Genomic DNA, 25,558 nt, shown 5'->3' on the forward strand with positions numbered 1-25,558 from the left:
GTTATCTCCGGTGCTCAGGCTTCGGCGCGTTCGCGTTGTTTGTCGGCGTAGACGCGTTCCTTGAACGGGGCGATGCCGATACGGCCCAGCACGTCGATGAAGCGTTCGTCTTCATGGCGGTTGGCCACATAGGTGTCGATGATGTGCGACACCACGTCCGGCATTTCCTCAGCCTTGAACGACGGGCCAATCACCTTGCCGATGGCGCTCTTGTTGCCTTGCGCGCCGCCCAGCGTGACCTGGTACCACTCTTCGCCGTCCTTATCCACGCCCAGCACGCCGATGTTGCCAACGTGGTGGTGGCCGCAAGCGTTGATGCAACCCGAGATATTGAGCGAGATCTCGCCCAGGTCGTGCACGTAGTCCAGGTTGTCGAAACGCTCCTGGATAGCCAGCGCGATCGGGATCGACTTGGCATTGGCCAGCGAGCAGAAATCGCCGCCCGGGCAGGCGATGATGTCGGTCAGCAGGCCGATGTTGGCGGTAGCCAGGCCGCCCTTCTTGGCCTCTTGCCACAGCGCGTACAGGTCGCGCTTCTTCACGTCCGGCAGCACCAGGTTCTGCTCGTGCGCCACGCGCAGCTCGCCGTAGCCGTAGCGGTCGGCCAGGTCAGCCACCAGGTCGATCTGCGCATCGGTGGCATCTCCCGGGGGCGATGCCGGGCCGGGCTTGGTCGACAGCGTGATCGCCGCGTAGCCCGGCACCTTGTGCGCATGCACGCTGCGGCTCACCCAGCGGGCGAACGCCTTGTCTTCCAACAGGTGCTTTTCATACGAAGCGTCGGTGTCCGGCAGCTTGTCGTAGGCCGGGGGCGCGAAATACTGCGCCACGCGGTCGAACTCGGCCTGCGTGATGGTGGCGGGACCATCCTTGCTGTACTGCCACTCTTCCTCGACTTCCTGCGCGAACTTCTCCGCGCCGATGGCCTTCACCAGGATCTTGATGCGCGCCTTGTACTTGTTGTCGCGCCGTCCATAGCGGTTGTACACGCGAATGGCCGATTCCACGTACGACAGCAGGTGCTGCCAAGGCAGGTCGTCCTTGATCACCGAACCCAGGATCGGGGTGCGGCCCAGGCCGCCGCCAGCCAGGATGCGCAGGCGCGTTTCGCCCTCGGCGTTGCGGTAAGCGTAGATGCCGATATCGTGCATCTGCACCACGGCGCGGTCATCGGCCGAAGCCGAGATGGCGATCTTGAACTTGCGCGGCAGGAACGCAAACTCCGGCTGGAACGTGCTCCACTGGCGCAGCAGCTCAGCCAGCACGCGCGGGTCCACGGACTCATCGGGCGCAATGCCAGCGAAGTGATCGGTGGTGATGTTGCGCACGCAGTTGCCGGAGGTCTGGATGCCGTGCATCTCGACGCTGGCCAGTTCGGCCAGCACGTCAGGCACGCGCTCCAGCTCCATCCAGTTGTACTGGATGTTCTGGCGGGTGGAGAAGTGGCCATAGCCGCGGTCATACTCGCGCGCGATATGGCCCAGCATGCGCATCTGCTTGCTCGACAGCAAGCCGTACGGAATCGCCACGCGCAGCATGTAGGCATGGCGCTGCATGTACAGGCCGTTTTGCAGGCGCAGCGGCAGGAACTCTTCCTCGGTCAGCTCGCCGGACAGGCGGCGGCGCACCTGGTCACGGAACTGGGCTACGCGTTCGTTGACGATGCGCTGGTCGTATTGGTCGTACTGATACATGGTGTGGGTCCGTTCAGTATTCGTTGAATTCAGGAGACGAGCTTGATGGCCACCAGCGTCAGCGTGGTAGCCAGCGCGGCGCGCACCAGCCGCTCGGGCAACGCCCGCGACAGTTGCGCGCCCAGCCAGATGCCGGGGATCGAGCCCACCAGCAAGGCCAGCAAAAGGGTCCAGTTCACCGTGCCCAGCCACACATGGCCCAGGCCGGCAAGCGCCGTCAACGGGACGGCGTAGGCGATATCGGTGCCCGCCACTTCGGCAGGCTTCATGCGGGGATAGAGCAGCAGGATCAAGGTGGCGCCAACCGCACCGGCGCCGATCGAGGACACCGTCACCAGCACGCCGATCACGGCGCCCACCACGATGGTGGCAATGGTCTGGGCACGGCCTTCCAGCTGGAACCGGGGGTTGCGGGACAGCCACGCCAGCAGCTGCCTGCGGAACAACAGCGACAATACCGTCAGGATCACCGACACGCCGATGGTCATGCGGATGGCGTGCAGCCACTGCGCGTCAAGCTCGCCGGCGCTCTTGAGCACCAGGATGGCCACCACCGCGGCCGGCAGGCTGCCGATGCACAGGCGGCGCACCACCTGCCACTGCACATGGCCGTGGGCGCGGTGCGCCAGCGTGCCGAAACCCTTGGTGATGGCGGCGAAAGCCAGGTCGGTGCCAACCGCCGTGGCCGGCGAAAAACCGAACAGCAGCGTCAGCAGCGGCGTCATGAGCGAACCCCCGCCTACCCCGGTCAGACCGACGAGGACGCCTACTAGCAGACCGGAAACGGTATAGGCAAGAGACATTGGGGTTCACCGGGCCGGTAAGCGCCCGTTGCTGCCTAAAAGTGAGGCAAGCACACGGAGGTTCCGACCGTTCATTAACAAAGTTCGAGAATCGTAATAAACTGCCCTCATATCTCAAACTAATAAGAAGTTGTTTGTTTATACGAACACAGTTATATGAACCTGCATCAGTTCCGCTTTGTGCGCGAAGCCGTACGTCAGAACTACAACCTGACCGAAGCCGCTAAAGCGCTCTATACGTCACAACCCGGTGTCTCCAAGGCCATCATCGAGCTGGAAGAAGAGCTCGGCGTGGACATCTTTACCCGCCACGGCAAGCGCATCCGCAACCTGACGGAGCCCGGCCGCCGCATCCTGGAGTCGGTAGAGAAGATCCTGCAAGAAGTGGAAAGCCTGAAACGCGTAGGCAAGGACTACGCCGCCCAGGACCAGGGCAACTTCACCATCGCCACCACCCACACGCAGGCGCGCTACGCCCTGCCCCGGGTGATCGCGGAGTTTACCAAGCGCTACCCCAAGGTGCGCCTTTCCATACAACAGGGCAATCCCGCCCAGATCGCCGACATGGTGCTGCACGACCACGCCGACATCGGCATCGCCACCGAAGGCATCTCGGCCGACAAAAACCTCATCTCCCTGCCCGGCTACCAATGGCAGCACGTGGTCGTCATGCCCCCCGACCACCCCCTGCTAGAAAAGAAGCACCTGGCGCTGGAAGACCTGATGGGTTACCCACTCATCACTTATGATCCCAACTTCGCCGGCCGCCCCAAGATCGACAAAGCCTTTGAGCTGCGCCACCTCAAGCCCGACATCATCCTGGAAGCCATCGACGCCGACGTCATCAAGACCTATGTAGAAATCGGCCTGGGCGTGGGCATCGTCGCCGGCGTCGCCTTTGACGCCGAGCGCGACCGCAACCTGCGCGGCATCCCCGCCGGGCACCTGTTCGGCACCAATGTGACGCACCTGGCTGTGAAGCAAGGCGCCTACCTGCGCAGCTTTGTGTATACCTTTATTGAGTTGTTCTCCCCAACGCTCAACCGCAAGCTGGTAGAACAAGCCATGTCGGGCGACCACGAAGCCTACGAACTCTGACGCACCCCATCCAGCGCGGCTGACCAACGATGAATAGCCATCAGCCGCGCCATGCCAGCCCCGCCACGGCGCCCCGGATGCAACCGGCGCGCGGCAGGGACGGATCACCTTGAATGGCCAACCCCGGTTGGCCAGACTTATCAGCACAACGCAGCACAACCCATTGGTCGCCCCAAGGCAGCCAGAAAGACCCCATGACAGAGCAAGCCACCATCCACTGGACCGAAAACGGCGAAGAACGCAGCGCAAACTGGCAATCCGAAGCCGGCATGCCCCCGCCCAAGCGCGTCGTCATCGCTGACGACACCACCACCGGCGACACCGCCTACCGCCTCGCCTGCGAAGGCACCGCCATGCTCTGGCGCGGCGACTTCCAGAACGCCCGCCAGCTGCTCCAGGCCCTGGCCCGCCGCGCCGACAAGCCCAAGAAGGCAGCCAAGGCAGCCAAGGTGCCCAAGGCCAAGCCCACCCCCACCGAAGCCTTCCACCTGCACCGCCAGGCCCAGTCCCAGCGCGCCCGCACGCTCTCCATGCTGCTGCTGCCCTTTGACGCCGACCACCTCGTGCCCCTGCGCCGCTCCCCCGATGTGCGCGAAGCCTGCCTCGAAGCCTACGGCGAGGTCGACGCCCCCTACGTGGCATCCATGCGCGAACTCCTCGGCCTGATCGGCGCCCACGAGTGGCGTAAAAAAGGCGTGGAGATCCCCGCCCTGGCCGAACGCATCCACCCCTACTACGGCGTGTTCTCCCCCGTGCGCGGCGAATACATCGACCTGGTGGCCAAGGCCCAGCTACCCGCCGGCGCCCTCAACCTCGCCTTCGACATCGGCACCGGCACCGGCGTGCTGGCCGCCCTGCTAGCCCAGCGCGGCGTCAAACGCGTGATCGCCACCGACATGGACCCGCGCGCACTCGCCTGCGCCAGCGACAACATCCACCGCCTGAAGGCCGCCGCCCAGGTCGAAGTGGTGGAAGCCGACCTCTTCCCCGAAGGCCGCGCCCCGCTGGTGGTGTGCAACCCGCCGTGGGTACCGGCACGCCCCAACTCGCCGATTGAACGCGCGGTGTATGACCCGGACTGCCAGATGCTGAAGGGCTTCATCGCCGGTCTGGCCGATCACCTGGAACCCAAGGGCGAAGGCTGGCTGCTGCTGTCGGACCTGGCTGAACACCTGGGCCTGCGCACGCGGGACCAGTTGCTGGGCTGGATCGATGCAGCCGGGCTGAAGGTGCTGGGGCGGCTGGAAGTCAAGCCCAACCACCCGAAGGCTGCGGACATGACCGACCCGCTGCACGCCGCGCGTGCGGCAGAGGTGACTTCGTTGTGGCGCTTGGGTATCAAGTAAGCTGTAGTTGATGGACCGGGCGGCGCTCGTCGCCTTGGTCTGAAGACAGCCAGAGCCTCCCACCCTGCGCTCTGTTGTCTCCCCTCTCCCGCCCTGCGGGAGAGGGGCGGGGGAGAGGGCGGGAGCCAGCAAGAGCGACACCCATCCAACCTGCGAAGGCCCCTCCCCGGCCCCTCCACACGACGCGCACTCAAAACGCGATAGGCGGATCAAAGGCATCGATCTCCGTCACCCAGCCCTCCCTCTCCCTACATCGGACGCGTGAAGCCGGCATCGCCTTCGCAGCCTGCTGGACAAGCACGCACCTTTCCCCCGGCAGGGGGTATCCGATGGATGGTCGCTCCGGAAGCATCATGTCTTCCATTGCGCCCTAGAGTTGCGCGTAGATGTAGATCATCCCCTTATCACCTGGCTGATACCCGGCGCGCTCGCCTAAAGAAGTCTCTGAGGCGTATAAATCGACCGGCACTATCATGCGCGCCTCAAAATGTTTCGCCATTCAACCTGATGCCAAGTACACAGGATGACGCTTGTTCGACTAGATACCTGCCGTCGATCCGATGCACAACATGAACGGTCGCAGGGGCATGTCTACGGTAGTGCAGAATCGTCAGTATCAGACCTGCCAGCAAAACGAATTCCAAGGAAAACAAGACCGCCGCATCGCGGTGAATCGTTGGGCTCGGTAACCCAGGGGCTAGCAGCCTTAGCTGAAATAGCACCCACACGAGGGGCAATGCAATGGCGTTGAAGACGCCAACTGCAACAGGCAGGCTGCGAGGAATGCGCCAGGCGAATCCTGCCGCGCCCAACGCCAACCCGATGATTAGCAGGCACCCCAAGGCAAAGGGCTTCGACACAGCCAGCCACGCCGGCAGAAACCAGCCTAGCAGCAGGCCGAGCGCCAGCATGCTCCCGGCAAGCAAAGCAAGGCGCAAGGTCTTGCGTTCATCGAGACGTGCGCGCAGCTTGGCCGCCCAGGATTGCACAGGTGTCGATATCAGCTTTACGTGGTTGTCTGCGCTGATCTCCAGCGTGATCCATTTTGCTTCGAACGCCACGATTTTCCCATGCGCATTGACGGCGTATTGGGCACGGCTGCCATCGTGAAAGTGAATGTCATGCGAAACCATGCCGGCCACACCCGTCATGTCGTGTTCAATGACCTGGGCCGGGTCACCGATGTCAATGCTCGCCACGCGGTCCAAACGCAGCGTCACCGGCTCGGTGGGATAGGCAACCCCCATCACGCCGGCACTCACGATGCCATAGAGACCGCCGTCTGCACGCAGCATGACTCGCTTCGCAACCTTGGCGGCGATCATTCCCGTCTCCATATCAGCCAGTTCAGGGGACCAGGACAGGCAGGAAAAATCGCGCATCTGACTATGCCCCCACACTCGTGTCGGTGTTCGCAATCAATTGGCAGCCACACTCTGAGCGGTCCCCCTCGCATGCCACGACGCCGCCTTCGACCGTTAGCCCGGAGCTCGCCTCCACGATCTTGTTAGTGCCGTGCGGCCGGCCATCCGGGTAGCCGAGCGGGCACCTGACGAGGTCACCCAGGCGCGCCAATGGCTGGCCGTCCAGAAAATCGCTGGCGGACCCACGGATGACTTCGCCGCCATGCGCGGTCTTATCGCTTTTCTTGATGCATTTCTTTGGCATTTGGATTGGCTTTGCGACTATTGGGTCACCACCACTTCGACACGCCGGTTTGCAGCGCGACCAGCGATGGTCTTGTTATCGCCAACGGGTTCGCTATCGCCCTTGCCAATCGCTTCGAGCCGGCCCTTGGCGACCCCTTGACTTGCAAGACACTCACTGACGACGGCAGCGCGTTCTTCGGATAACGCCTGATTGGACGGAAAGCGCACGCTCTTGATGGGCTGGTTGTCGCTGTGGCCGATCACTTGCACCTTGCCTTGCACCTTGTTGATTTCTCTGGCCACCTTGTTGAGCGCTGGCAACAGTCGCTTGTTCACATCAGCCTGACCGGCACGGAACATGTCATCGCCCCGGAATACCACGGTGGTGTCCCGGTCGTTGTCATGGACCGCCACCACGCCGCGTGCGATCTCATCCTTGAGCAATTCGGCCAGATGCAGCGCCTGGGGCAGCGGTGGCGGCGTCATCCTGCCAATGGCCTCGATCTGCCGCACCAATTCATTCTGCCTGCGCAGCAAATCGTATTTCATCCAAGCGAACAACCCCAAGGCAACTAGGGCAAGCACCGAAACCGTCGCCCACGGCGACAAACTGTACAGATGGCGAAAGCGCCCCGGCGGCGCGGGTTCAATGTGCGGCGACAGTTCGTTGGGGACGGGGCCGTAGTGCTTCAGCAGCAAGTCGTACAAGCGCTGCCGAATCGTGTAATGCTGCCGGTCTCCGTCGGTCATCCCGCGATAACGCCCCATGAATCCCAGGGACATCAAATGGTAGATCAGTTGGATGACCGCAATATGCTCGTGGGGCGATTCCACCAGGCGGCCCAGCACTTGATATACCTTCTCGCCGCCCTGATTGTCCTGGTGGTGTTGAACCAGCAGACTGTGGTTGGCCCACCGGCCCTGTCCCCATTCGTGCTGCAAGGCTACGTCGTCCAGCGCCGTGCAGATGGCATAGTGCGAGGCAATGACATGTTCGCGCTTGACGTTGGCGCGCTCGACCAGTGCCTTGAATGTGTCTAGCTCTTGGTTGATCAACGCGCGCAGACGTTCCGTTTCCGCCGGCGCCATGCGCTCCGGTAGGTCGCACAGACAACGAACCAAGCGCCGTGCTGCCTCCAATATTGGATTCTGGGCACGCTGCACATCGGCGAAACGCTGCTCAAAAATTCGCGTCGGCTGCGAATCGTTACCGGCTGCTGGTTTGTTGTCCGGCTCGGGCGAGGGGATGCCTTGCGGGTCCATGTCGGCCATCTTGCTTAGACTCCGTTCGTGACCGGATGGGGCTCATCGGTCACCGTGTAACCCAAGTCGCGCAGCTTCTGCTTGACCAGCTCGCGCTGCTCCTTGGAATAAGTCACGTCGTCCTCGATCTTGAACGGCACGTCGATGTTCAGCGTCTTGACAAGGATGTTCAGCGCGTAGTCGCGGGCGCGTAGATAGCGCAGTTCTTCGGGCGTCATGGCCGATTCACTGCCATCCGCGTTATAGCGGCGCAGTCCGATATCCTTGATCGGCATGGGGTCGTTCAGCACGGGAATCAGCACCGGCACAAATTTCGGTGTGCGCCATGCGCGGAACTGATAGAAGATCATGAGTGGGTCCCTTTTCCCGTCACGGTCATCCGCACCCAGCGCACGCGTCATCAGCTCCATACTGCCGGGGTCGTCCAGCAGCGCGAGGCCGAAGACCGCGCCGACGCGCACCCCGTAGTTTTTTGCCGCTAGATAGGGCTTCAGATCGGTGATGCGCTGCTCCGGTGGCACGGGCATCTGCGCCATTGTGAGCAGAAGGTTCTTGTTTTCCTCCTCCTTTGGAGGTTGGAGCTTCGCTTTGAGAATCGGGTAGACCTCGGCACGGGGGTTCTCGATCAAGCCAAATACACTGTTGTCTCTACCGCCCTCTCCCAGCCCGTGCGCCAACAAAAGAGCTGATTCCAGCGTAGGCACCTTTCGCAGAAAGCTATAGGCAATGTCTCTCGTGGTGCTGCTTGTGTTTGGGTCATCCGCGATAGCGCGGATTTCCGGCACGATCGCATTCTGTTGCCGGCGAACATAGGCATAAGCTTCATCCCACTGCCGGTGGTTGATCATTTGTGCCAGGCGAGGCATATTCGGTTGCTCCTGTATGACTTGATCTTGCGCAGCCCATGTTTGTGGCAATGCAATGGTGCTGGCAAGCAGCAGACTCAGGCAAAAACGCCTTGCCCAGCGTTGTCGGACGGTGGTGCCCATACGCTGATCAAGAGTTCGCGGCGGCAGAATCCAGCGAGGCGTCGGCTTGACGCCTTCGGCTCGCGTCGGCTGCGAATCGTTACCGGCTGCTGGTCTGTTGCCCGGCTCGGGCGATGGGATGCCTTGCGGGTCCATGTCGGCCATCTTGCTTAGACTCCGTCCGTGACCGGATGGGGCTCATCGGTCACCGTGTAGCCCAAGTCACGCAGCTTCTGCTTGACCAGTTCGCGTTGCTCCTTGGAATAAGTCACGTCGTCCTCGATCTTGAACGGCACGTCGATGTTCAGCGTCTTGACAAGGATGTTCAGCGCGTAGTCGCGGGCGCGTAGATAGCGCAGATCTTCGGGCGTCATGGCCGATTCGCTGCCATCCTCGTTATAGCGGCGCAGTCCGATATCCTTGATCGGCATGGGGTCATTCAGCACGGGAATCAGCACCGGCACAAATTTCGGCGTGCGCCATGCGCGGAACTGATAGAAGATCATGAGTGGGTCCCTTTTCCCGTCACGGTCACCCGCACCCAGCGCACGCGTCATCAGTTCCATACTGCCGGGGTCCTCCAGCAGCGCGAGGCCGAAGACCGCGCCGACGCGCACCCCGTAGTTTCTTGCCGCTAGATAGGGTTTCAGATCGGCGATGCGCTGCTCCGGTGGCACGGGGATTTGCGCCATCGTGAGCAGGAGATCCCTGTCGCCTTCTTTTGCAGGTGGTCGCATCTGCCCCTTCAGAATTGGGTAAACCTCGGAACGAGGGTTCTCGATCAGGCCAAGTACGCTTGCCTGACCGCCTCCTTGACTAAAGCCTTGCGCCAATAGCGTTGCCGATTCAAGCGTTGGAACTTTCCGCAGAAAGCCGTAGGCAATTTCCATTGTGGTACTACTCGTTCTTGGATCGCTCACGATAGCGCGGACTTCCGGCACGATGGCATTCTGTTGCAGGCGAACATAGGCGTAAGCGTCATCCCACTGCTCGTGGTCGATCATTTTTGCCAGGCTAGGCATATTCGTTTTCTCCTGTATGACTTGATCTTGCGCAGCACACACCTGTGGTACCGCTACGCTGCAGGTGAGTAGCAGGCTCAGGCAAAAACGCCTTGCCCAGCGTTGTCGGACGGTGGTGACCATGCCGCTTTCTTCTCCGTTGACGATTCAGACTTGTTGAGTAGTGCGATCCCGCGTGCCGTGACAATCTCGGAGTACTTCGAAGAGGACACGACCTTCGGCACCGTCTTGCAGCACAGCATCTTGCCGCCCACATGCCAGCCATTGCCAACATCTTGTTGCCGTCCTCGTTGCCGGGTATTGGCGTCCAGTGGACCGATGCCGTTCAAACCGGTATAGACATACATCAGCATCCGGCGGGACCAGAAATCCTCCAGGTTGTGGCGTTCTTCCCTGCCTTGAATTTGCACGTGAACATCGTCCCCCTTGGGGTTATGCGTTGCGGGGTGCCATAGTCCGAGAAAATGTCCGATCTCGTGGGCGAACGTCTGGATGAGCTGATCCTGGCTGGAAGGCTGGCCGCCATGCATCTGCTCGGCGGCCACCAGGGCGGTATTGCAAAGCCCCCAGCCAATGCCACTACCGATTGTGGATTCCACCACATACATGTTCAGATGCCTCGCCTTGCGACTCAGACTGGTCACCGCGGGGAACTCGTTCACCGCAGGTTGCCCGTTTTTGGCAGGCTTGACGGTCATCGCCCCTGCCTTCGTCAAGTCGATGGTGTCATTCAGCCATTGCTCGACCTCAAAGCGAATCCCCGCTGCCCGCCAGATGTCATTGATCTTGTTGAAGATGGGTTCGAGCTTTGGACGCTGAAGCGACGGAGGAACCCGTGGAATCTCCGGCCTGCCGGCCTGCCCAATAGACACAAAATGCACCGCCACAGCAACGTTGATGGGGTCGTAGACCTGCACAGCCAGGGTGTGCAGTAGTGGCCCAGTGGAACTGCCGAAGCGCACTTCAATACTGGCCGTTCGTGGAGATGCTTCTTCTCCGCCACGTACCCCTGACAGTTCAATCAAGTCACCCGTCACATGACTGATCTTGACCGCGCTCTCATCCGTACTGACGAAGCTCAGCGGCACGCTCGCCCCGACATGCAGGCGCAGCAGCAACAGGTCAATTCTCTGTCCAGCCATCAGGCTAACGATGGGCCCGTCATGCTCCCGGTAGCCGCGCTCGTCCAGTTCGGGCCTGCCCGGATGAAAGGTGGTCGATTCGTTGTACCGCACGAAACGCACCGGTACAAACCGGTGTCCATCGTAGATTTCGCGTGCCAGCGGTTTTGGCGACGGCCCCGGCGTGGCAGATCCGACTGTGCCTTTGTCTTTCGGTCGTGTCGGAGGCGGGACGGTACATGGCTCCATGGTGCCCGGAGGGGCGCTGCCGCCGCGCGCTGCCAGCTTGGCGACGAAGTCGGGGTGAAACTGCTTGACGCTCGAGCCAGTGAGATCGCGGTGAAAGCCAAACGCCTGCGATGGATCGATCTTGCTGCCAGCGAGTTCGTGCCGCTCAATTTCGCCATTGGGCTCGATGCCGCTGTCCACCTGAAAACGCAGGATCGCGTCCTCGATTTCGATGTGGTCCAACTTGTCATCGGGAATCTGCGACACAGCCACTTGCCCGGGCCGTACGGACCGATAAGGCTTGTCGTAGTAACCCAGCACCATCAGGCGACGCTTGGCACCCTGGATGCCCATCGTCGTTGTGCTGTCGGTCTTCTCGTCATCGCTGTAGTCACGCGCGGTCAACTGGATCAGCGTGCCAAGAATCTCCAGTTCGCCTGTGATGCCAGGTTGCAGGCCCGGCAAGAGAATCTTGCCGTTGGCCTCCGTCGTGCCTTCGCTATCCGTTTGTCCAGGGATGCGCAGTTTGTAGCTGAGGCCGGCCAGCCCGCGCTCGGCTTCAGTCCGGGAGATACCCGGGAACAGCTGGAAATAGATGCGCAATGGGCGCAGCGGTATCGCCACCTTGCACACCGCGCCGCCCGGCTTGAGGGTCAATTCCGGATACGATGCAGGCGGCTTTTGCGAAGGATGTGTGGAATGGGTTGCCATAAGCGGTCTTATAGAATTTCAATCTTTACGGTTTCGCCGAACTCGGCTAGCTTGAGCGCAGTCTCGCTGTGCGCATTGGTCACACCTTCGATGAGGCTGCCATCGGCGCGCGTAATGCGGTATGACTGGTGCGGTGCAAGGTGGTCAGTGCCATCCCAATGCAGCTTGTAGAAGCCCTCGTAACCTTTGCCGAAGCTCGGCATCGCCACGCTGGCAGTCTTCGGGCCGGTCAATTGCTTGCTGCCCGCGTGAACCGTCCATGCGCCGCTGGTGCCGCTCTCGATGCCGCTGGGCGTCATGCGGTAGTAAGTGCCGCCAACGTTGAACACGATTTCCCTGGCGGCGGTGACTTCGATCCTGCCTTCGGTGCTGGTGACCTTCAGGGTGTCGCGCGCCACGACTTCCATTTCGTTGTCTTGCGCCTGCACCGCGACTTTGCCCTTGCGGGCGATCAGCTTCACGTCTTCGGTATGGCCGCACAGCGAGACACCTTTGGCCGCGCTGCCGACAATGCTGTGACCCGCAGACATGGACAAATGCCTGCCGGTGGTCAGCGCCGTATGGTCGCCGCTGTGCAGGTGCGTGGTCTTCGGTGTCGTACTGGCGATCCCGGCTGGACTCGCCATGACCATCATCGGCTGTGACAGTTCGCCCAGCGCTTCGCCCGTCCCCTTGATGGCGTCGTTCTGTTCGGCAATGGCCTGCGCCACATTCTTCTGTTCATCGGTCTGCGCGAGTGCCGCCACGCTGGCATCCAGCACGTTGCGGGCTTCGGCCAGTGCCTGTTCCAGCCGGCGGATCGTTTCCTGCATTGCCAGCACATGACCGTCTGCGTTACGTCGGGCCTCGGTGGTAATCAGCATCCCGTCTGCGCGGATGGCCCCCTTGCCATCGGTGCGCAACTCGAAGCCCTCGCCGCGCTTTTCCTCGCGCCCCTGCCAATCGTTCACGCGGACGTTGTGGCCGAGCGCCAGCAGGCTGTTCTGGTGGGCCGAGGCGACCTGCACCTGCTGCTGGCCCTGCGTGTCGTCATAAAGCGTCTGGTTGCGGCCTTCGCCGAATAGCTCTTTACTCTGGTAGCCGGATAGCGCGTGCTGATCCGGCAGGTTCCACGCCGGTAGATTTTCCTGATTGTTCACCACCCCGACGATGATCGGCCGATCCGGATCACCGCCCAGGTAGGCCACAACGACCTCCTGTCCGATGCGCGGCAGGTGCGTGTTGCCGAAGCGGCTTCCCGACGCAAAATTGGCGACGCGAATCCAGCAGGAACTGTTCTCGTCGTTGTTGCCATAGCGGTCCCAGGCAAACTCGCAGCGCACGCGACCGAAACTGTCGGTCCAGATTTCCTGATTGGCCGGACCGGTGACCTTCGCGACATGCGTGCCGCCGATGTAGGGCTTCCTGACCCATTCGGGCCGGAAGATCTCGCGGGTCGGCTGTGCCTCGAATTCCACCTCGCAGCGCCATTGCTGGCCGCTGCCCGAGAACTCGCCCACATCCTCGATCAGCAGGCGTGTGTCGAAAATCAGGTACTCGCAGTTGGCCTTCCTGCGCAGGGAGCGCGCGAGCGTGAACGTATTGCCCGGTGCCATCGCGCGGACATTCCCCTTGCCGCGCACACGGTGTCCGTGCTGCCGGATGGCTTCCATGCGGATGCGCGCCCGCATGTCGCCCTCGGCGCGGGCTTGCATGCCGCCCATGGGCTCGGCGTGGTCACCCGGCCAGTCGAACCGCTCGTAGGTCGAATGACTGGTGTCGCGCGGCGCTTCGGCAGACACGTTGAGGTCAGCGCGCGGTTGCTTGAAATCGTAATCCCCATGCGTCCATTGGCCGGTGACCAGCCGGTCACGCGCCTCAAACTGATAGAGGTGTTCTTCGTCAACCCGGTCAGAGGATGGATACCAGCTAATGGTGTGATACGCGGCACTGGGAATAACCTTGAAAGCCCCGTTGCCATCGGTCAGCACCAGACGGTGGTGACCATCTGAATGCTCGAAGAAGAACGATATGCCCCATTCTGCGAGCAGGCGCCGCACGAATTGGTAATCGGTTTCACCGGCCTGCAATTGATATTCGCGCTGAGGATATTGGCTATCCAGCAGGCGACGCTCGACGGGGAAGGTGTAGTTGCTGAGTACCGCCTCGACGATTTCCAGCACGGTCATGTTCTGGAACCGCTTGTAGTTGCTCGTCAGTGTTGCCAGCCACAGCCACGCACGCAAGGTCAACCGGTACAGAATGCGCTCGTTGTCATAGAACGGCCCCCGAACTTCGGTGACGAGGCCGGTGATTTCCCGCATGCCCTGGCCCAGGCCGCCGGCTTGGCCGGTGCCAGATCCGTCCAGTTCAATACTGACAGTGAGTTCCTTGCCCTGCATGGCTTCCATATCAAGGTCGCCTGCCGGGCCGTAAAGGGCATTGCGGTCGTCGGGGGTCTTTAATTCCAGTTCGTATTCGAAAAGGGCGTTAATGCCCTCAGTGCCGGATATGCGGGAAAACACCAGCAGCGGCTGTCCCATCAGTTCCGGCAACCCCTCACCGGACACGGTGACGGTACGAGAAAAGCGCGGCAAGCGGTTACCCATGCAAGTAAGCTCCGTGATGTCAGGCGCCCTCGGCGCATTCCTGACGCGACGCGAAACAACCCAGGCCACCTTACGTGACTTGGGCTCCCGAAAAAATCCGCTACTCCGATGAATTTAGCTTCCCAAGCTTATCGGCTTGGAAACGGGGGTGTCTATGAGACTATTCCGGAAATGAACCCGGACAATTCGCAGTCATGCGGAAATTGCAGAGATCTTGGACGGCACTGCGAACAAGCATGCCGCCAATTCGGCTAGCCATCGCGCGCGACCGGATCGCGCTAAGCCATGTCCGCCTCGCCACAAACCTCATCGACATGCCGCTTACAAGGCTTGCTGAGGCTTAACTTGGGTGGATTGAGGATGGGCCTCGCATCAAGGGCGCTAACCTCAGCACAGCAGGTGCAGATCTACGGCAATTTCGCCCTTACGCGATCCAGCCAGGTCGGCGGTAGGTCCACGACGCCATTATTTTCGGTCGCCCCCAAATCGTATTGCACGAAAATTGGATTCCAAATCAAATTTTTGTGCGGTTCAGGTTCAATATATTTACGCTCGGCCAGTAACTCCCCAGTGCGCGCTTCATACAGGCGGAATAGCGCGCCGTACTCTCGTGGCAGAAAGCAGGTTTCACCTATGTATTGGCCTGTATGGGAACGTTCTTGCTCGCATTGATACCGGGCTGATCGGTTCAGCGCGTTGCAGCCATAAATCAGCGAGCTAACCAGGGCTACGAGAATGACCAGCAACTTAGCCAGAAATTTAACGAGGCGCATCATAGCTCAAACTCCACTATGATCGGATTCGGAAGATGCAAGATCCGCAAGGCCATGAGGCTTGAACCCGATATGCCTTGCGCCAGTGCTGGCGCATCGATCCGCAAGTGATTTTCACAAATACCAAGACGGTATCCTGCAGCGAGCAACGCTATGCCGCAATCGGACAAGTACGAAATTCGATGAGAAATTTGGCGATGAGGGCGGCTATGAAACGATCAGAAAAGCGGCTACCGTTCAGTTCATTCAGCACACTGTGGGTGCTCAGCCGCGAGCCGCACATGCTGCCCCATCGAGGACGTGGAAGCGCTCTAACTTCCTACGTGACACCCTGCCACCCTCCTCCGCAACCGCCCCATCTCCGCCCACTCCGCCGAAACCGAAGGCGCCTGTGCACCCGCCGACATCGCGCATCGAAAGACGCTTCTGGCGTTTCGCGAATGGCTGAACGCATCCGTCAAGATCCGCTTGTTGTGGAGTTCGATCTATGAAAACAGGCACCAAAATCAAGGCCGATCCTCGCAAAGCCGATCCTCGGCTACGTTCGGCGATCAGGCTGGCGGCGCTCGCCGCTGCTGTATTTCTTGTTCTCTATGGCTTGGATGTTAGAGACAGATCCACTGCGCACGAATGCCGGCGGGAGGATTCCGGCGACTACATCGGTGAAACCTGCTATCTGGCGCGTGAGCACGGCACTTTGTTTCGCCTTTATGCTGCGCGTAGCGATGAATTACTCGCAGAACGCACGTACCTTGACCCCAACGCTCCGCGCCTACTTTGGTTTCACGACCATGTGCTGTATGACATCGGCGCGCACGATGGCAAGGGCTATGTAACACTGCCGCCGACACGTTGGGACTGGCTACGGGCTAGACTCCCGTAGCGAACGAAGGCGCCTGCTTCCGTTCGTGGAATGACAGCCGGGAACCGGCTGTTTGGGGAGGGGCCACAGGAGCGACACGCGCCGAACCTATGCAGCCCCTCCTCCCCCTACCTCAAAGCAACCCCTGCACCCGATTCAAAGCCGCATCCAACTGCTGCTTCAACGGCGTCAGCAAGCAATGCAGGCCGTGACTGTCTTCTACCTCGTCACTGTCGTAATCCAGCAGCCTCAGAACGGAGCCAAGGCCCGCGCTAACGCGTAGCAAGTCGGCGCAGCTTTCCTGCGCGATGCCTTGGGCGTCGTTGCGCAGCGCATCTAGTTGGTAGGCATAGCTCCTGGACGCTTAGCTTTGTGGGGGTGTCCGCTGGGAAGGTGATGCGGATCAGGTCGGCAAGGAGATCGGATTGCCGGGAGAGGGTGAGTGTGCGCTCGGGGTAGTGCGAGGGGATGGACTGACGAATGTGAGCGGAGGAGTTGGACATTGCGGTTCCATAGAAAAATTAGCCGCGTGCGGCGGCTGGTCGCCTATGCTTTCGCAGGTTTCCACTCCTGGTCACCTTTGTTTGAGGTGAGTGAGGATTGTCGGGGAGGTTTGGGGAGGATGTCAATCGGCGGGGACTACGCGGTCGAGCGCGTCAGCACCAGCGTTGGCTTCAGGGCATCCACTGACGGGCCCGATGGAGTTCGAATCGACCGACCGCCGGACTCGTGATGATGGCTTCTATGAACAGAATTGGAACGAAACGCCGACGTCCGAGTTCGGCTAATGCGGACATTCGACATCAGTGTGTAGATCGTCGACAATGTCTGCTTGGACCCCATCAAGAATGCCGGAGCATCAAAGGAGTGCCAAAATGAGCTGGGACGTTTCATTACACAAGTTCAGTCAGCGATATAACACTGTCGACGAAATTCCCGACAATGAGCAGCCGCTTCTTTTAGGATCACTGTCCGAAGTACAGGCTGCAGTATCGGAGGCTTTTCCAGGAACGAACTGGACCGATCCCATTTGGGGTATTTACGATGGTGGGCCCGGCTCAATTGAGTTCAATATTGGGAAAGCTGATCCAGTACAAATCCTTACCCTTCACGTGCGCGCCAACAAGGCCATCGTTGGTGGAATCCTCCATCTGTGCGAACGCATTGGTTGTCAAGCCATTGATCTTACGAACAGTAGCTTCCTCGACCAATCGGAGCACCCTGCTGCGGGCCTGGAGAAGTGGCGTGCGTACCGGGATCAAATCGTCGAAATTTTTAGGGTTTAGACTTTTCTCGAGCGTGCCCTTCCGGCGCCGCTCACGTCAATCGCCAAGTCGGATCCCTGACTTAGGTCTGGAAGGGCCGGCTCAAAAACGGGGGGGGGGGAGAGCAACCGTGTCAAGCGGGCAGTTTGTTTTCCCACGGCTGACCGGTCTTCGCCATGGTATTGAGGACTGTCAGCAGCTTGCGCATGCAGGCAGTCACGGCGAGCTTGAATGGCTTACCGGTAAGACTCAAGCGCTCATAGAAACTACGGATGGCAGGGTTATGACGAATCGCAGTTACCGTCGCCATGTACAGCACATTGCGCACCTCGGCTCGACCGCCGCGGATGTAGCGTTGTCCCCGGCGCTTGCCACTGTCGTCGTTAAACGGCGCCACGCCGACCAGCGCTGCGATCTGCTGGCGGTTGAGCTTACCCAACTCGGGCAGTCGCCCCAGCAGGGTGAACACGCTGACTTTGCCAATGCCCGGCACACTGCTAAGCAATTCCACTTTGTGCTTCCATACGTCACTGGTGCGCAGCTTGTGGGTCATATCGATATCGAGCGACTTGATACGGGCGTCCAACCATTCGATATGCTCTTTCAGGCTCTTGATGGCAAGCGGCGGCGCAGTGGCGACTCGAGCCTTCTCTTGCGCCCGCATGACCACGAGCTGGCTGCGCCGGTCCAACAGGTCAGCAAATTCGCGCTGCGCCTCGTCGGGCAACGGACGCACTGGCGGCCGGATCTGCTGGGCAAAACGCGCCAGCACGCGCGCGTCGAGCCGGTCGGTCTTGGCCAGAATCCCGCAAGCTTTGGCGAAGTCGCGCACCTGCTTGGGGTTGACAACTGCGACCGGCAATCCGGCACCAGCCAGCGCGATACTGACGCTGGTTTCATAACCGCCTGTCGCCTCAAGCACGATGCGATCGATTTGACCTTCGTCGTTGTGCTCGGCCAGGTATGCCAACAGCGAAGCGATACCCGCTTCGTCATTGATGAACTGCAAGCTCGCGCTGTCAGGCAAAGAGTCCAGATCCAGCGTGTTCTTGCTAACGTCGATTCCTACAACCTTGATATCCATTTGGCTTATCCCATCCTTGTGACCATTCGGCGTGCTGCCATCCAACCGTTCGGGCTTAGGCTAAACGCTATCAAAAATGGAAGCCTCGATCCTCGCTCTCCCTCGAACTTGGGCTTTCGCCCAGGGCATGGGGCCATCGATCTGAGGCTTCCAGGACATATTTTCCGACATACAAGGGGGCGCGGTGATTCGCTTCCCCGCCATCAATGGTTAATTCCAGCACGTACGTAAGAGGATGCGAGACGCCTCGCACTGGCCAACGCGTCGGCCCACCGTACTTGCCTGCAAGACTGTGCGCACCGTCGAACTCGGAGGTTTGCTCCATATTATGATCCTCAAACGAATCCTCTCGCTCCTTCTGGCACTATTCCTACCGAGTGTCGCCTTGGCCCAGTCGGCTACAACATTCGTATTCGTGAAGATCAACGAATCGATCATGCCGACTGAGAGGGGGAAGAAGTACGAAGATCCACTCGATGCAGCCTTGAAGAAAGCTAAGCTCGGTGAAGTGACGGGCGGTGGCAGTTCTCTTTCGAAGGAGCGCAAAATAGAGTGGGTGGGTGTCGACGTCGAGTTGATAGACCTCGGCGAAGGACTCCCCTTTCTGAAGCGGAAGCTCATTGAATTAGGCGTGCCGAAGGGAAGCACCTTAGAATATCAACTGCAGGACAAGAAGATCGAAGCGCCTCTCCGAGACTAGTGATCTGCCACCCGGTGGAGATGGAACACCCGGGAGCCCGAGCGGCCGGCTCTCTCCCCGGCCCTCACGTACCACGCCGAGCGCATACTTCTGAAAAGAGCGAACCCCCGCAATAGGCTGGTCAGGGATGATTGCAGTTACGCGGCAGGTATCCGTCTGAACCCTTCTCGGCCATTTACTTTGACTAGGCTGGACGGCTGCAATGGCCGAAACGCGGTCATCCACTCTAGAAGTGGTCAATGGCGGTAGTACAACCCTAAGCGGTCGGTCACCGAAGCTACAAGGACAATGTGGCTTACACTTGAATTCGGATGCCTCCCGCTTTGGGGAAGTTGCCGGCGCCCGAAGTGACTTCGTAGCCCGATGGGCGTCTTTTGTAGCTTGCTGCCGTCGGCAATGGCACGCGTGCATTACGTGCCGATACAGACATCCAGAGCGTATTTTTTAACCAGGTTCATGCTACCGGCGATTTTCAGCGCGGGAGTGCGAGAAGGAAGTCGTCGGCAAGTTCGAACAAACGGTCCGTAGGATCCTCGCCCCGCTCTTTCATCTGGAGCATGTCGATGATTTGCCCGTCATCGATCACCAGCATCAGCTTGCCATGTTCACGCATGGCACCTTGGGTCATTTTTATCGCATCAGTGCTCGCACCCGCTCGACTTAGGACTATCGCAACTCTGCGAAGGCCGCGCTCAAGCAAGTACTTCTCTGTTGTCAGTATCTGTCCCTGCTTGATCTTGTCCGCGTAGTTTTTGAACTCAAACAAGACGTATCTGCTGTCCAAGTGGTGCAGCAGGAATTGCCAAAAGTCCGTTGTCGGACGAATGCGGCAAATATAGTCGAAGCGGTTCAAACCATCATCCGTCCGCTTCTGGCGATGCCAGCCGTGAAGATCATTCGGGAACAGATACCTGAGAATTCGATCACAGAGCTTTTCATAAGCAGACCAAGTGCTCTTACCGCGTTTAAGCGCCTTCAGTTCTTGGCAAAGCTCTGTACCCTTGGTGTCTTCTGGCGGACTTGTCTCGGGCAGACGCTTGCTGGTTTGAGTCGGCTCGGTGGGTCTTTCCGATGCCTCAGGTATTGCGATCGAATCAAGCTCCAGAAGGGCGTTCAGTTCGTCAAGGAGTTCTGGTGCCCTTGCGGCCCAGTTCAGTAGATCCACGCGATCGATGAAGGTGATGCTGAACCTATCTTCCAACGTAGTGCGAAGTGCCGAGGACAGTTGGCATGAAACCACAAGCATGCCCTTCCTAGCACCCGCAATGATCCCTCTTGCGGCCAGCCGTGCGGCTGCCGACTCCAGCAACGTGACCTGGGCTCTAGCAGTTCGGTAAAACTTAACCTCAATCGCCCAAATTTCATTGCCCATTGTGGCTGTAAAGTCGAATCCAGCGCTCTGCCCTCGCGCGTTGGCATCGGCCCGCACGCCGCCGCTCGACGACACCACGATGGCGCGCTTGCCTGTCTCCAGGCCAATCGACAGTCCGGCCTCGTGAACGTCGAAATGATTGGCTTCAAGGATTCTCCGCACAAGCTGTTCAAACTGAAATCCGCTGGAATTCGTCGAGAGAGTCATTGGAGAGGTCCGTTGTAAGGTTCGGTGACCACTGTGGTGGGTCGTCGGAATGAGGGATTATCGAAGAAATTGTGACGGACACCGCAGAGCTTGCCTATCCCCTAGTGTGGAGCGGGTCGGGAATGTTCGTTTTATGCGATCGAATTCGCGGCTGCGGATGTCCGGATTTGGCCCAAACGCCGCCGCCCGAATTCGCTCCCGCCCTGGGCCGCTATCGGCAGGTCGCCGACGCTGACTGCAGTCAGGTAGCCTCGAAGCGCGGCGGCTGGCTAATAGCGGCCGGTCGCACTTGAGACTTCAACTTCCCTGGTGCACGATGCGTGCCGCGTCTTGCCGTACGAGGGCCCCACTCCCTCATTAAGTCCTCGCCACGACCTCACCTGGGCCTCAAGTAGAGCTGCTTCTGTGCTTGTCCGGGTACCGCGCGCTCCTCCGTCACAAAGATGTCCTGCCGCGACCTCACCAGGTCGGATAGCTTCCTGAATCCATAGACCCGGGAGTCAAAGTCCGGCTGCAGTTTCGTGAGGTAACTGCCAAAGGTGCCCAAATGCGCCCAGCCATTCTCGTCGGACGACTGGTCGAGCGCGGAAAGCATGAAGTCCTGCGGGAAACTGGGCGCCGCGGCTGGGGTAACGGCTGCCGCCAACGGTAGTGCGGGAGCCACTGTGGGCTCGGGCTTGGCCGCAGGCGGGATGGATTCCGCCGGCGCAGGCCGCAGCACCTCCGTGAGCACGAACTTGTTGCAGGCACTCCGGAACGCATCCGGCGTCTTCTGTTCCCCAAAGCCCAGCACAACCAGCCCCTCTTCCCGAATCCGGGTCGCGAGGCCGGTGAAATCACTGTCGCTTGTCACGAGACAGAAGCCATCGAAGCGCCGGGTGTACAGCAAATCCATCGCGTCAATGATGAGAGTGCAGTCCGTTGCGTTCTTGCCGGTCGTGTATGCGAACTGCTGCACCGGCTTGATGGCGTACTTCTGGAGGACCTTCTTCCAGGACGCGCTGTGCGGCGATGTGAAGTCACCATAGATGCGCTTCACAGTTGCCTCCCCGAATCTTGCCACTTCCCCGAGAATGCCCTCGATGACCGCAGCTTGCGCGTTGTCAGCGTCGATTAGGACGGCAAGCCGCAGCGCCGGCTCTTCGGCTTCTATTTTGGCTACAAGTTTGGGGGCAACCATATTGGCATAGGCGAAATGTGAAGACTTCAGCATAATGCATATCTTCCGTGCTGATGCACCCCTCTTCAGGGTTAAGCAATCATGAAGGTGTTCCTTGACGATGAGCGGCCAACGCCAGACGGGTGGCGCCGCGTTTATTGGCCAGACGAGACCATCCAACTGCTCGAAAGCGGGGTCGTCGAGGAAATCAGCCTGGACCATGACCTGGGCAACGACGCCCGGGGCACCGGCTACGATGTCATCCTGTGGATTGAAGAGGCCGTCGCGCTGCGCGGGTTCAAGCCACCAAGAATCATCGTGCACTCCGCGAATTCTTCGGCGGTCGACAAGATGCGGGCCGGCGTGCTCGCCATTGAGCGGCTGGCCAGCCGCTGACAGCCTTACTGAACGTTATGGAATTTGAAAATCTGCTGGACCCTTCATTTGACGCCGCATTCGCCGCCCGCCCCAGCCTGCCCTGGTGGCCTTGGGTTGGGTCAAAGTTCTCAACCTCGTCGGTGCGGACCATGGTGGTCGGCGAGAGCGTCTACAACTGGGGCGAGGGGTTCGATACGCGTTACAAGCAAACCGATGGCCTGCGGGAAACGCACCGCCGGCATGCCCTGAACTATCGACGCGACTCCCCTTACGTGCGCAACATCGAGCGGGCTATCTACCGCGCGTCCAAGCCAAGTGAGAAGCAAAAGCGTGCGCTCTGGTCAACGGTGGCTTACCACAACCTGGTGCTGCAGCCACTTATGTCCATCAAGAAACGGCCGACCTACGCCCAATATCTGAACGGCTGGCACGAGTTCTTCGAACTGTCTCACCTGATGGCGGTCGACCAGGCCATTGTCTATGGGCTCGAGCCCAAGAAGGTCGACGCACTGGTGGAAGCCATCCGGCTCCGCGGGGCATCCTTCAAGCAGAGCCGCTTGCCGGCGAAGGTCGGGCGGACGCGGCCGCGCTTGGTTACTATTGCTGACGATGGCCGCGCGCTGAAGCTACTCCTTATCCGTCACCCGAGCGCCTTCTTCAGTTGGCGCCAGTGGGCCCCGGTTATTCGCGAACATTTGCCCTTGCAGCTCGCTGTCGCCGACGAGGCAGCGGTGGTGACGGCGTGACTGTGGTTTGTGCCCACGGAGACCAGCGCGCTCTGTCATCAATTTGAGGCGGCACTGTGGTTCGGACAGGGATTTCGATTCGAGGCCGCGCAGGGGCTTTGTCAGTTCTCGCTTTTTCAACCGAGGACCGGTTCGGGAAATCTGAAGATCTGCGATGGGTCGGCTGCTTCCCACTGAAGCGGCCAATCCGCTCCGCTGGCATGAGCGGGACCGCGCCCGGGCTAGTCGCCGCTCAAGACATTCGCGGCCGTCTGTCGCCGATTCGGCGATCGGCGTTGTGCAACCGTGACACCCCACTTCAGCGTGCCCGGGCGCGGGGGATATCCTTGTTAGAGTGTTTGCTTGTGTGGATTGTGGTGGACGGACTATGACGACCCTCTGGCGGAAGATGCAGGCGGGTGCCGGTCTGCTGCCTTTCGTGAAATGTGGAGGTGCCATCAGCGCGAGTGAGACTTGCACCCATTTCCGCAAGGAGGCCATTCGTATCGACGAGAACGGCTCGTCACAATCCCGCCTCGCGATCGGGCGTGTGCCTCTCTGTTTCAACGGCTCCGGATGGTGCTCCTCTGGTGATGTTCCGGCCGAGCAATTCTGGTCGAACGATCCCAGGCACGGGGTGGCAGAAGCAGTGAAAGGCGACCTACTGGCCTATTCCGGCGTGACGGGACATGTTTCCCGCATAGCCATTGCTGGAAGGCCCGTACCGATTGTGAGAGTCGCTCGATACATTGGCTCGGCCAGGTGCATAAGAGATACTTACTTGGAACGTGCCGGCGGCGGCTATCGGCTGATTAACAGTCCTACTCTCGATCTATTATCAGCGGAGGCTGGAAACTGTCGAGGCTCTTACGTTTTCTACCGAAACTGGCACGGCGCGACATTTGCGATACTCGCAGAGAAAGCCGACCAGTGGCAGGGCATTGCAGTGTTTCGGGTAGACGCCAGCTTACAGTTCAAGAGCGCCTGTTCGAAGCGGTATATACGTTCCGCTTCGAACGCCCCCGCCGCTAACGTTCAATGACTACCATGTCGAATCTCCTCAAACGGTTCAGAATCGGCGCCTCACGGCTCCCGCTTGTAGTCCTTTTCCTGGCGGCAGGCCCGGCATTGGCCAATGATCTGCACGGCACGGGCGACGATGTCCTCTCCCAGTTCTTCAACCGTTTGAAGACAATCACCGATGACGGCAGGCTCTTCGATATCGCCGCGACATCGGAACACCTCGGCATCTCTCTTCACGAAGAACCGACGGCGTTGCAGCCAGGTCTCGAACTGTGCACAGGTAAAGAAGGAGCGGTTGGCGCCCGGAAAATCAAGATCGTTTCAGACCAGAGGTCTTGGTATCGAAATCTACCAACCGGCGTCCCGAACATGCCGGTGCCGGGATTTATCGTCAATCTGCCCTCGGGTGTAGGGGACGCAACGCTCAAATATGACATCCGGCGAGTGGCGCCATGTGGAAACCGACCTGCATTCTTAGGCGACGAGGCCAACTTGGAATTTTCAGGGCTACCATCGTTTACCTGCATTACCTATCGCGATGTCAGGAAATACCTGCCTGAAGCGAAGCCGGCAAACGCCACCGACGGCGTCTCCGTATACACGTACCACGGGAGCGCTAGCGACGAGACCGGAACGTATGCGAGCTTCACGTTCAGACTCGGCGCTGATTGCGCCGTTTCGGCCAACATCGTGCAGAGTCAAAATCTGGGGAACAGATTCCTGCGTGCCCGTGCGCAATATCAAAACTGCGTGGTCAAGGCTGAGCAGGAAGCCTGCGTCAATCGCAATCCTGCCAGCGGCTATGTCACTCTTCTGGATCAGTTGCGCGCACACTCGATAGCTGTATGCGGGGCGCTGGCGGATTTCTACGAGCAGGAACCCGCTCAGGGCAGCATGCCAGATGTCATTCTCGACAGAGGCAATGGATCCGGTACCCTATGCGGCCGCAAGTACTGGTAGGGCTGCAGAGCGTGGCGCAAGGCGTCAAATTTTGGTTCGCCGATCTGCGGGGTTGCGAGCGGAAATCAAAAAGCGCATTCTCGGCGCCTGTAATTCGCTCCGCGACCGACCGAGTTTCGGCCGACTCGGTCATTCGATGCCGCGCCTTCAGATGACTCAAACTGCCCGTAATCCGCCTATGTGACGTCGGCCGCGGCTCTAACCGGACAGTGAAGTCTCTCGGAAGCGGACGCAAGAGCAAGCCTCTGCACTATCTACATTTCGGCGTCGTAGATTTCGCGACCGAGCGCAAGACTCAATCGGGCACAAAGTACTGTAACCCAACCAAGCCATAAGTCCGATTCAAGCCGGCCGCAGAAGAGGAGCCCGCTAGGTTCCGCAGATGCCCAAATATACTGTGCATCACCCTCGCGACCATACCAGTGCGCTCCATCGGAATCAGCCATCCATCCGTCTAGTGTCTTATAGACAGCTGCAACCTTCTGCCATTCCTCAGCCGATAAATCGATTGGTACATTCAGCGTGATGGACTGTTCCATGGCGTATTTGAGGAACTCGT

Annotated in this window: 22 protein-coding genes; 8 read left to right on the top strand and 14 right to left on the bottom strand. The window is 59.8% G+C overall.

Going from position 1 to position 25,558, the window contains the following annotated elements; genetic code table 11:
- Positions 1 to 14 precede the first annotated feature (14 nt).
- A complete protein-coding gene (locus F7R26_RS16270) occupies positions 15 to 1,694 on the bottom strand; it encodes a nitrite/sulfite reductase (protein WP_150983974.1) in 1,680 nt (559 codons plus the stop codon).
- A 29-nt stretch (positions 1,695 to 1,723) separates the two neighbouring features.
- A complete protein-coding gene (locus F7R26_RS16275; protein ID WP_150983973.1) occupies positions 1,724 to 2,497 on the bottom strand; it encodes a sulfite exporter TauE/SafE family protein in 774 nt (257 codons plus the stop codon).
- A gap of 156 nt (positions 2,498 to 2,653) precedes the next feature.
- Between F7R26_RS16275 and F7R26_RS16280 the strand changes: the two genes are divergently transcribed.
- Positions 2,654 to 3,595, top strand: a complete 942-nt coding sequence (locus F7R26_RS16280; RefSeq protein ID WP_150983972.1) for a CysB family HTH-type transcriptional regulator — start codon at positions 2,654 to 2,656, stop codon at positions 3,593 to 3,595.
- A gap of 194 nt (positions 3,596 to 3,789) precedes the next feature.
- Positions 3,790 to 4,941: a 50S ribosomal protein L11 methyltransferase gene (locus F7R26_RS16285; protein WP_150983971.1), complete on the top strand. Its 1,152-nt coding sequence runs from the start codon at positions 3,790 to 3,792 to the stop codon at positions 4,939 to 4,941.
- Between the two features lie 482 nt (positions 4,942 to 5,423).
- On the opposite strand, the gene F7R26_RS16290 is transcribed toward F7R26_RS16285, so the two are convergent.
- From F7R26_RS16290 to F7R26_RS16325, 8 genes are all read right to left on the bottom strand, one after another.
- A complete protein-coding gene (locus tag F7R26_RS16290; protein WP_150983970.1) occupies positions 5,424 to 6,266 on the bottom strand; it encodes a hypothetical protein in 843 nt (280 codons plus the stop codon).
- Between the two features lie 61 nt (positions 6,267 to 6,327).
- Positions 6,328 to 6,609 carry a PAAR domain-containing protein gene (locus F7R26_RS16295; protein ID WP_150983969.1) on the bottom strand — a complete coding sequence of 94 codons (282 nt, stop codon included), beginning with the start codon at positions 6,607 to 6,609 and terminating at the stop codon, positions 6,328 to 6,330.
- 17 nt (positions 6,610 to 6,626) lie between these two features.
- A complete protein-coding gene (gene tssL, locus F7R26_RS16300) occupies positions 6,627 to 7,862 on the bottom strand; it encodes a type VI secretion system protein TssL, long form (protein ID WP_150983968.1) in 1,236 nt (411 codons plus the stop codon).
- A gap of 5 nt (positions 7,863 to 7,867) precedes the next feature.
- Positions 7,868 to 8,986 (bottom strand): hypothetical protein, encoded by a 1,119-nt coding sequence (locus F7R26_RS16305; protein WP_150983967.1) that lies wholly within the window; start codon positions 8,984 to 8,986, stop codon positions 7,868 to 7,870.
- 5 nt (positions 8,987 to 8,991) lie between these two features.
- Positions 8,992 to 9,843, bottom strand: a complete 852-nt coding sequence (locus F7R26_RS16310) for a hypothetical protein (protein ID WP_150983966.1) — start codon at positions 9,841 to 9,843, stop codon at positions 8,992 to 8,994.
- A gap of 77 nt (positions 9,844 to 9,920) precedes the next feature.
- Positions 9,921 to 11,903 carry a zinc-dependent metalloprotease family protein gene (locus F7R26_RS16315; RefSeq protein ID WP_193692083.1) on the bottom strand — a complete coding sequence of 661 codons (1,983 nt, stop codon included), beginning with the start codon at positions 11,901 to 11,903 and terminating at the stop codon, positions 9,921 to 9,923.
- Between the two features lie 8 nt (positions 11,904 to 11,911).
- Positions 11,912 to 14,491 (bottom strand): type VI secretion system Vgr family protein, encoded by a 2,580-nt coding sequence (locus F7R26_RS16320; protein ID WP_150993587.1) that lies wholly within the window; start codon positions 14,489 to 14,491, stop codon positions 11,912 to 11,914.
- A gap of 407 nt (positions 14,492 to 14,898) precedes the next feature.
- Positions 14,899 to 15,267 carry a hypothetical protein gene (locus tag F7R26_RS16325; protein WP_150993588.1) on the bottom strand — a complete coding sequence of 123 codons (369 nt, stop codon included), beginning with the start codon at positions 15,265 to 15,267 and terminating at the stop codon, positions 14,899 to 14,901.
- A 484-nt stretch (positions 15,268 to 15,751) separates the two neighbouring features.
- On the opposite strand from F7R26_RS16325, the gene F7R26_RS16330 reads away from it, so the two are divergent.
- Positions 15,752 to 16,147, top strand: coding sequence for a hypothetical protein (locus F7R26_RS16330; protein WP_150993590.1), 396 nt, complete (start codon positions 15,752 to 15,754; stop codon positions 16,145 to 16,147).
- Between the two features lie 112 nt (positions 16,148 to 16,259).
- Here F7R26_RS16330 and F7R26_RS16335 read toward each other — a convergent pair whose 3' ends face one another.
- Positions 16,260 to 16,457, bottom strand: a complete 198-nt coding sequence (locus tag F7R26_RS16335) for a DUF1484 family protein (RefSeq protein ID WP_150993594.1) — start codon at positions 16,455 to 16,457, stop codon at positions 16,260 to 16,262.
- Between the two features lie 544 nt (positions 16,458 to 17,001).
- On the opposite strand from F7R26_RS16335, the gene F7R26_RS16340 reads away from it, so the two are divergent.
- Positions 17,002 to 17,412 (top strand): hypothetical protein, encoded by a 411-nt coding sequence (locus tag F7R26_RS16340; RefSeq protein WP_150993592.1) that lies wholly within the window; start codon positions 17,002 to 17,004, stop codon positions 17,410 to 17,412.
- 112 nt (positions 17,413 to 17,524) lie between these two features.
- Here the strand turns inward: F7R26_RS16340 and F7R26_RS16345 are convergent, their stop codons facing one another.
- On the bottom strand, positions 17,525 to 18,475 hold the full coding sequence (locus tag F7R26_RS16345) for an IS110 family transposase (protein ID WP_193692084.1): 951 nt from the start codon (positions 18,473 to 18,475) through the stop codon (positions 17,525 to 17,527).
- Between the two features lie 415 nt (positions 18,476 to 18,890).
- Between F7R26_RS16345 and F7R26_RS16350 the strand changes: the two genes are divergently transcribed.
- The gene (locus F7R26_RS16350; protein ID WP_150990939.1) at positions 18,891 to 19,175 is read left to right on the top strand and encodes a hypothetical protein; all 285 of its coding nucleotides are present in this window, start codon (positions 18,891 to 18,893) and stop codon (positions 19,173 to 19,175) included.
- Positions 19,176 to 19,647: 472 nt separating this feature from the next.
- Here F7R26_RS16350 and F7R26_RS16355 read toward each other — a convergent pair whose 3' ends face one another.
- Positions 19,648 to 20,754, bottom strand: coding sequence for a restriction endonuclease (locus F7R26_RS16355; protein WP_150990936.1), 1,107 nt, complete (start codon positions 20,752 to 20,754; stop codon positions 19,648 to 19,650).
- Between the two features lie 376 nt (positions 20,755 to 21,130).
- Positions 21,131 to 21,967: an NYN domain-containing protein gene (locus F7R26_RS16360; RefSeq protein WP_206702494.1), complete on the bottom strand. Its 837-nt coding sequence runs from the start codon at positions 21,965 to 21,967 to the stop codon at positions 21,131 to 21,133.
- Between the two features lie 48 nt (positions 21,968 to 22,015).
- Between F7R26_RS16360 and F7R26_RS16365 the strand changes: the two genes are divergently transcribed.
- The 3 genes from F7R26_RS16365 to F7R26_RS16375 all read left to right on the top strand — a co-directional run bounded on the left by F7R26_RS16365 (position 22,016) and on the right by F7R26_RS16375 (position 24,999).
- The gene (locus F7R26_RS16365; RefSeq protein WP_150990934.1) at positions 22,016 to 22,309 is read left to right on the top strand and encodes a cyclic-phosphate processing receiver domain-containing protein; all 294 of its coding nucleotides are present in this window, start codon (positions 22,016 to 22,018) and stop codon (positions 22,307 to 22,309) included.
- Between the two features lie 17 nt (positions 22,310 to 22,326).
- Positions 22,327 to 23,037: a hypothetical protein gene (locus tag F7R26_RS16370; RefSeq protein WP_150990932.1), complete on the top strand. Its 711-nt coding sequence runs from the start codon at positions 22,327 to 22,329 to the stop codon at positions 23,035 to 23,037.
- Positions 23,038 to 24,063: 1,026 nt separating this feature from the next.
- Positions 24,064 to 24,999 (top strand): hypothetical protein, encoded by a 936-nt coding sequence (locus F7R26_RS16375; protein WP_150990930.1) that lies wholly within the window; start codon positions 24,064 to 24,066, stop codon positions 24,997 to 24,999.
- The last annotated feature ends 559 nt before the right edge of the window (positions 25,000 to 25,558 follow it).

The organism is Cupriavidus basilensis (genome assembly GCF_008801925.2).
In the GTDB taxonomy this organism is placed as follows: Bacteria; Pseudomonadota; Gammaproteobacteria; order Burkholderiales; family Burkholderiaceae; genus Cupriavidus; species Cupriavidus basilensis.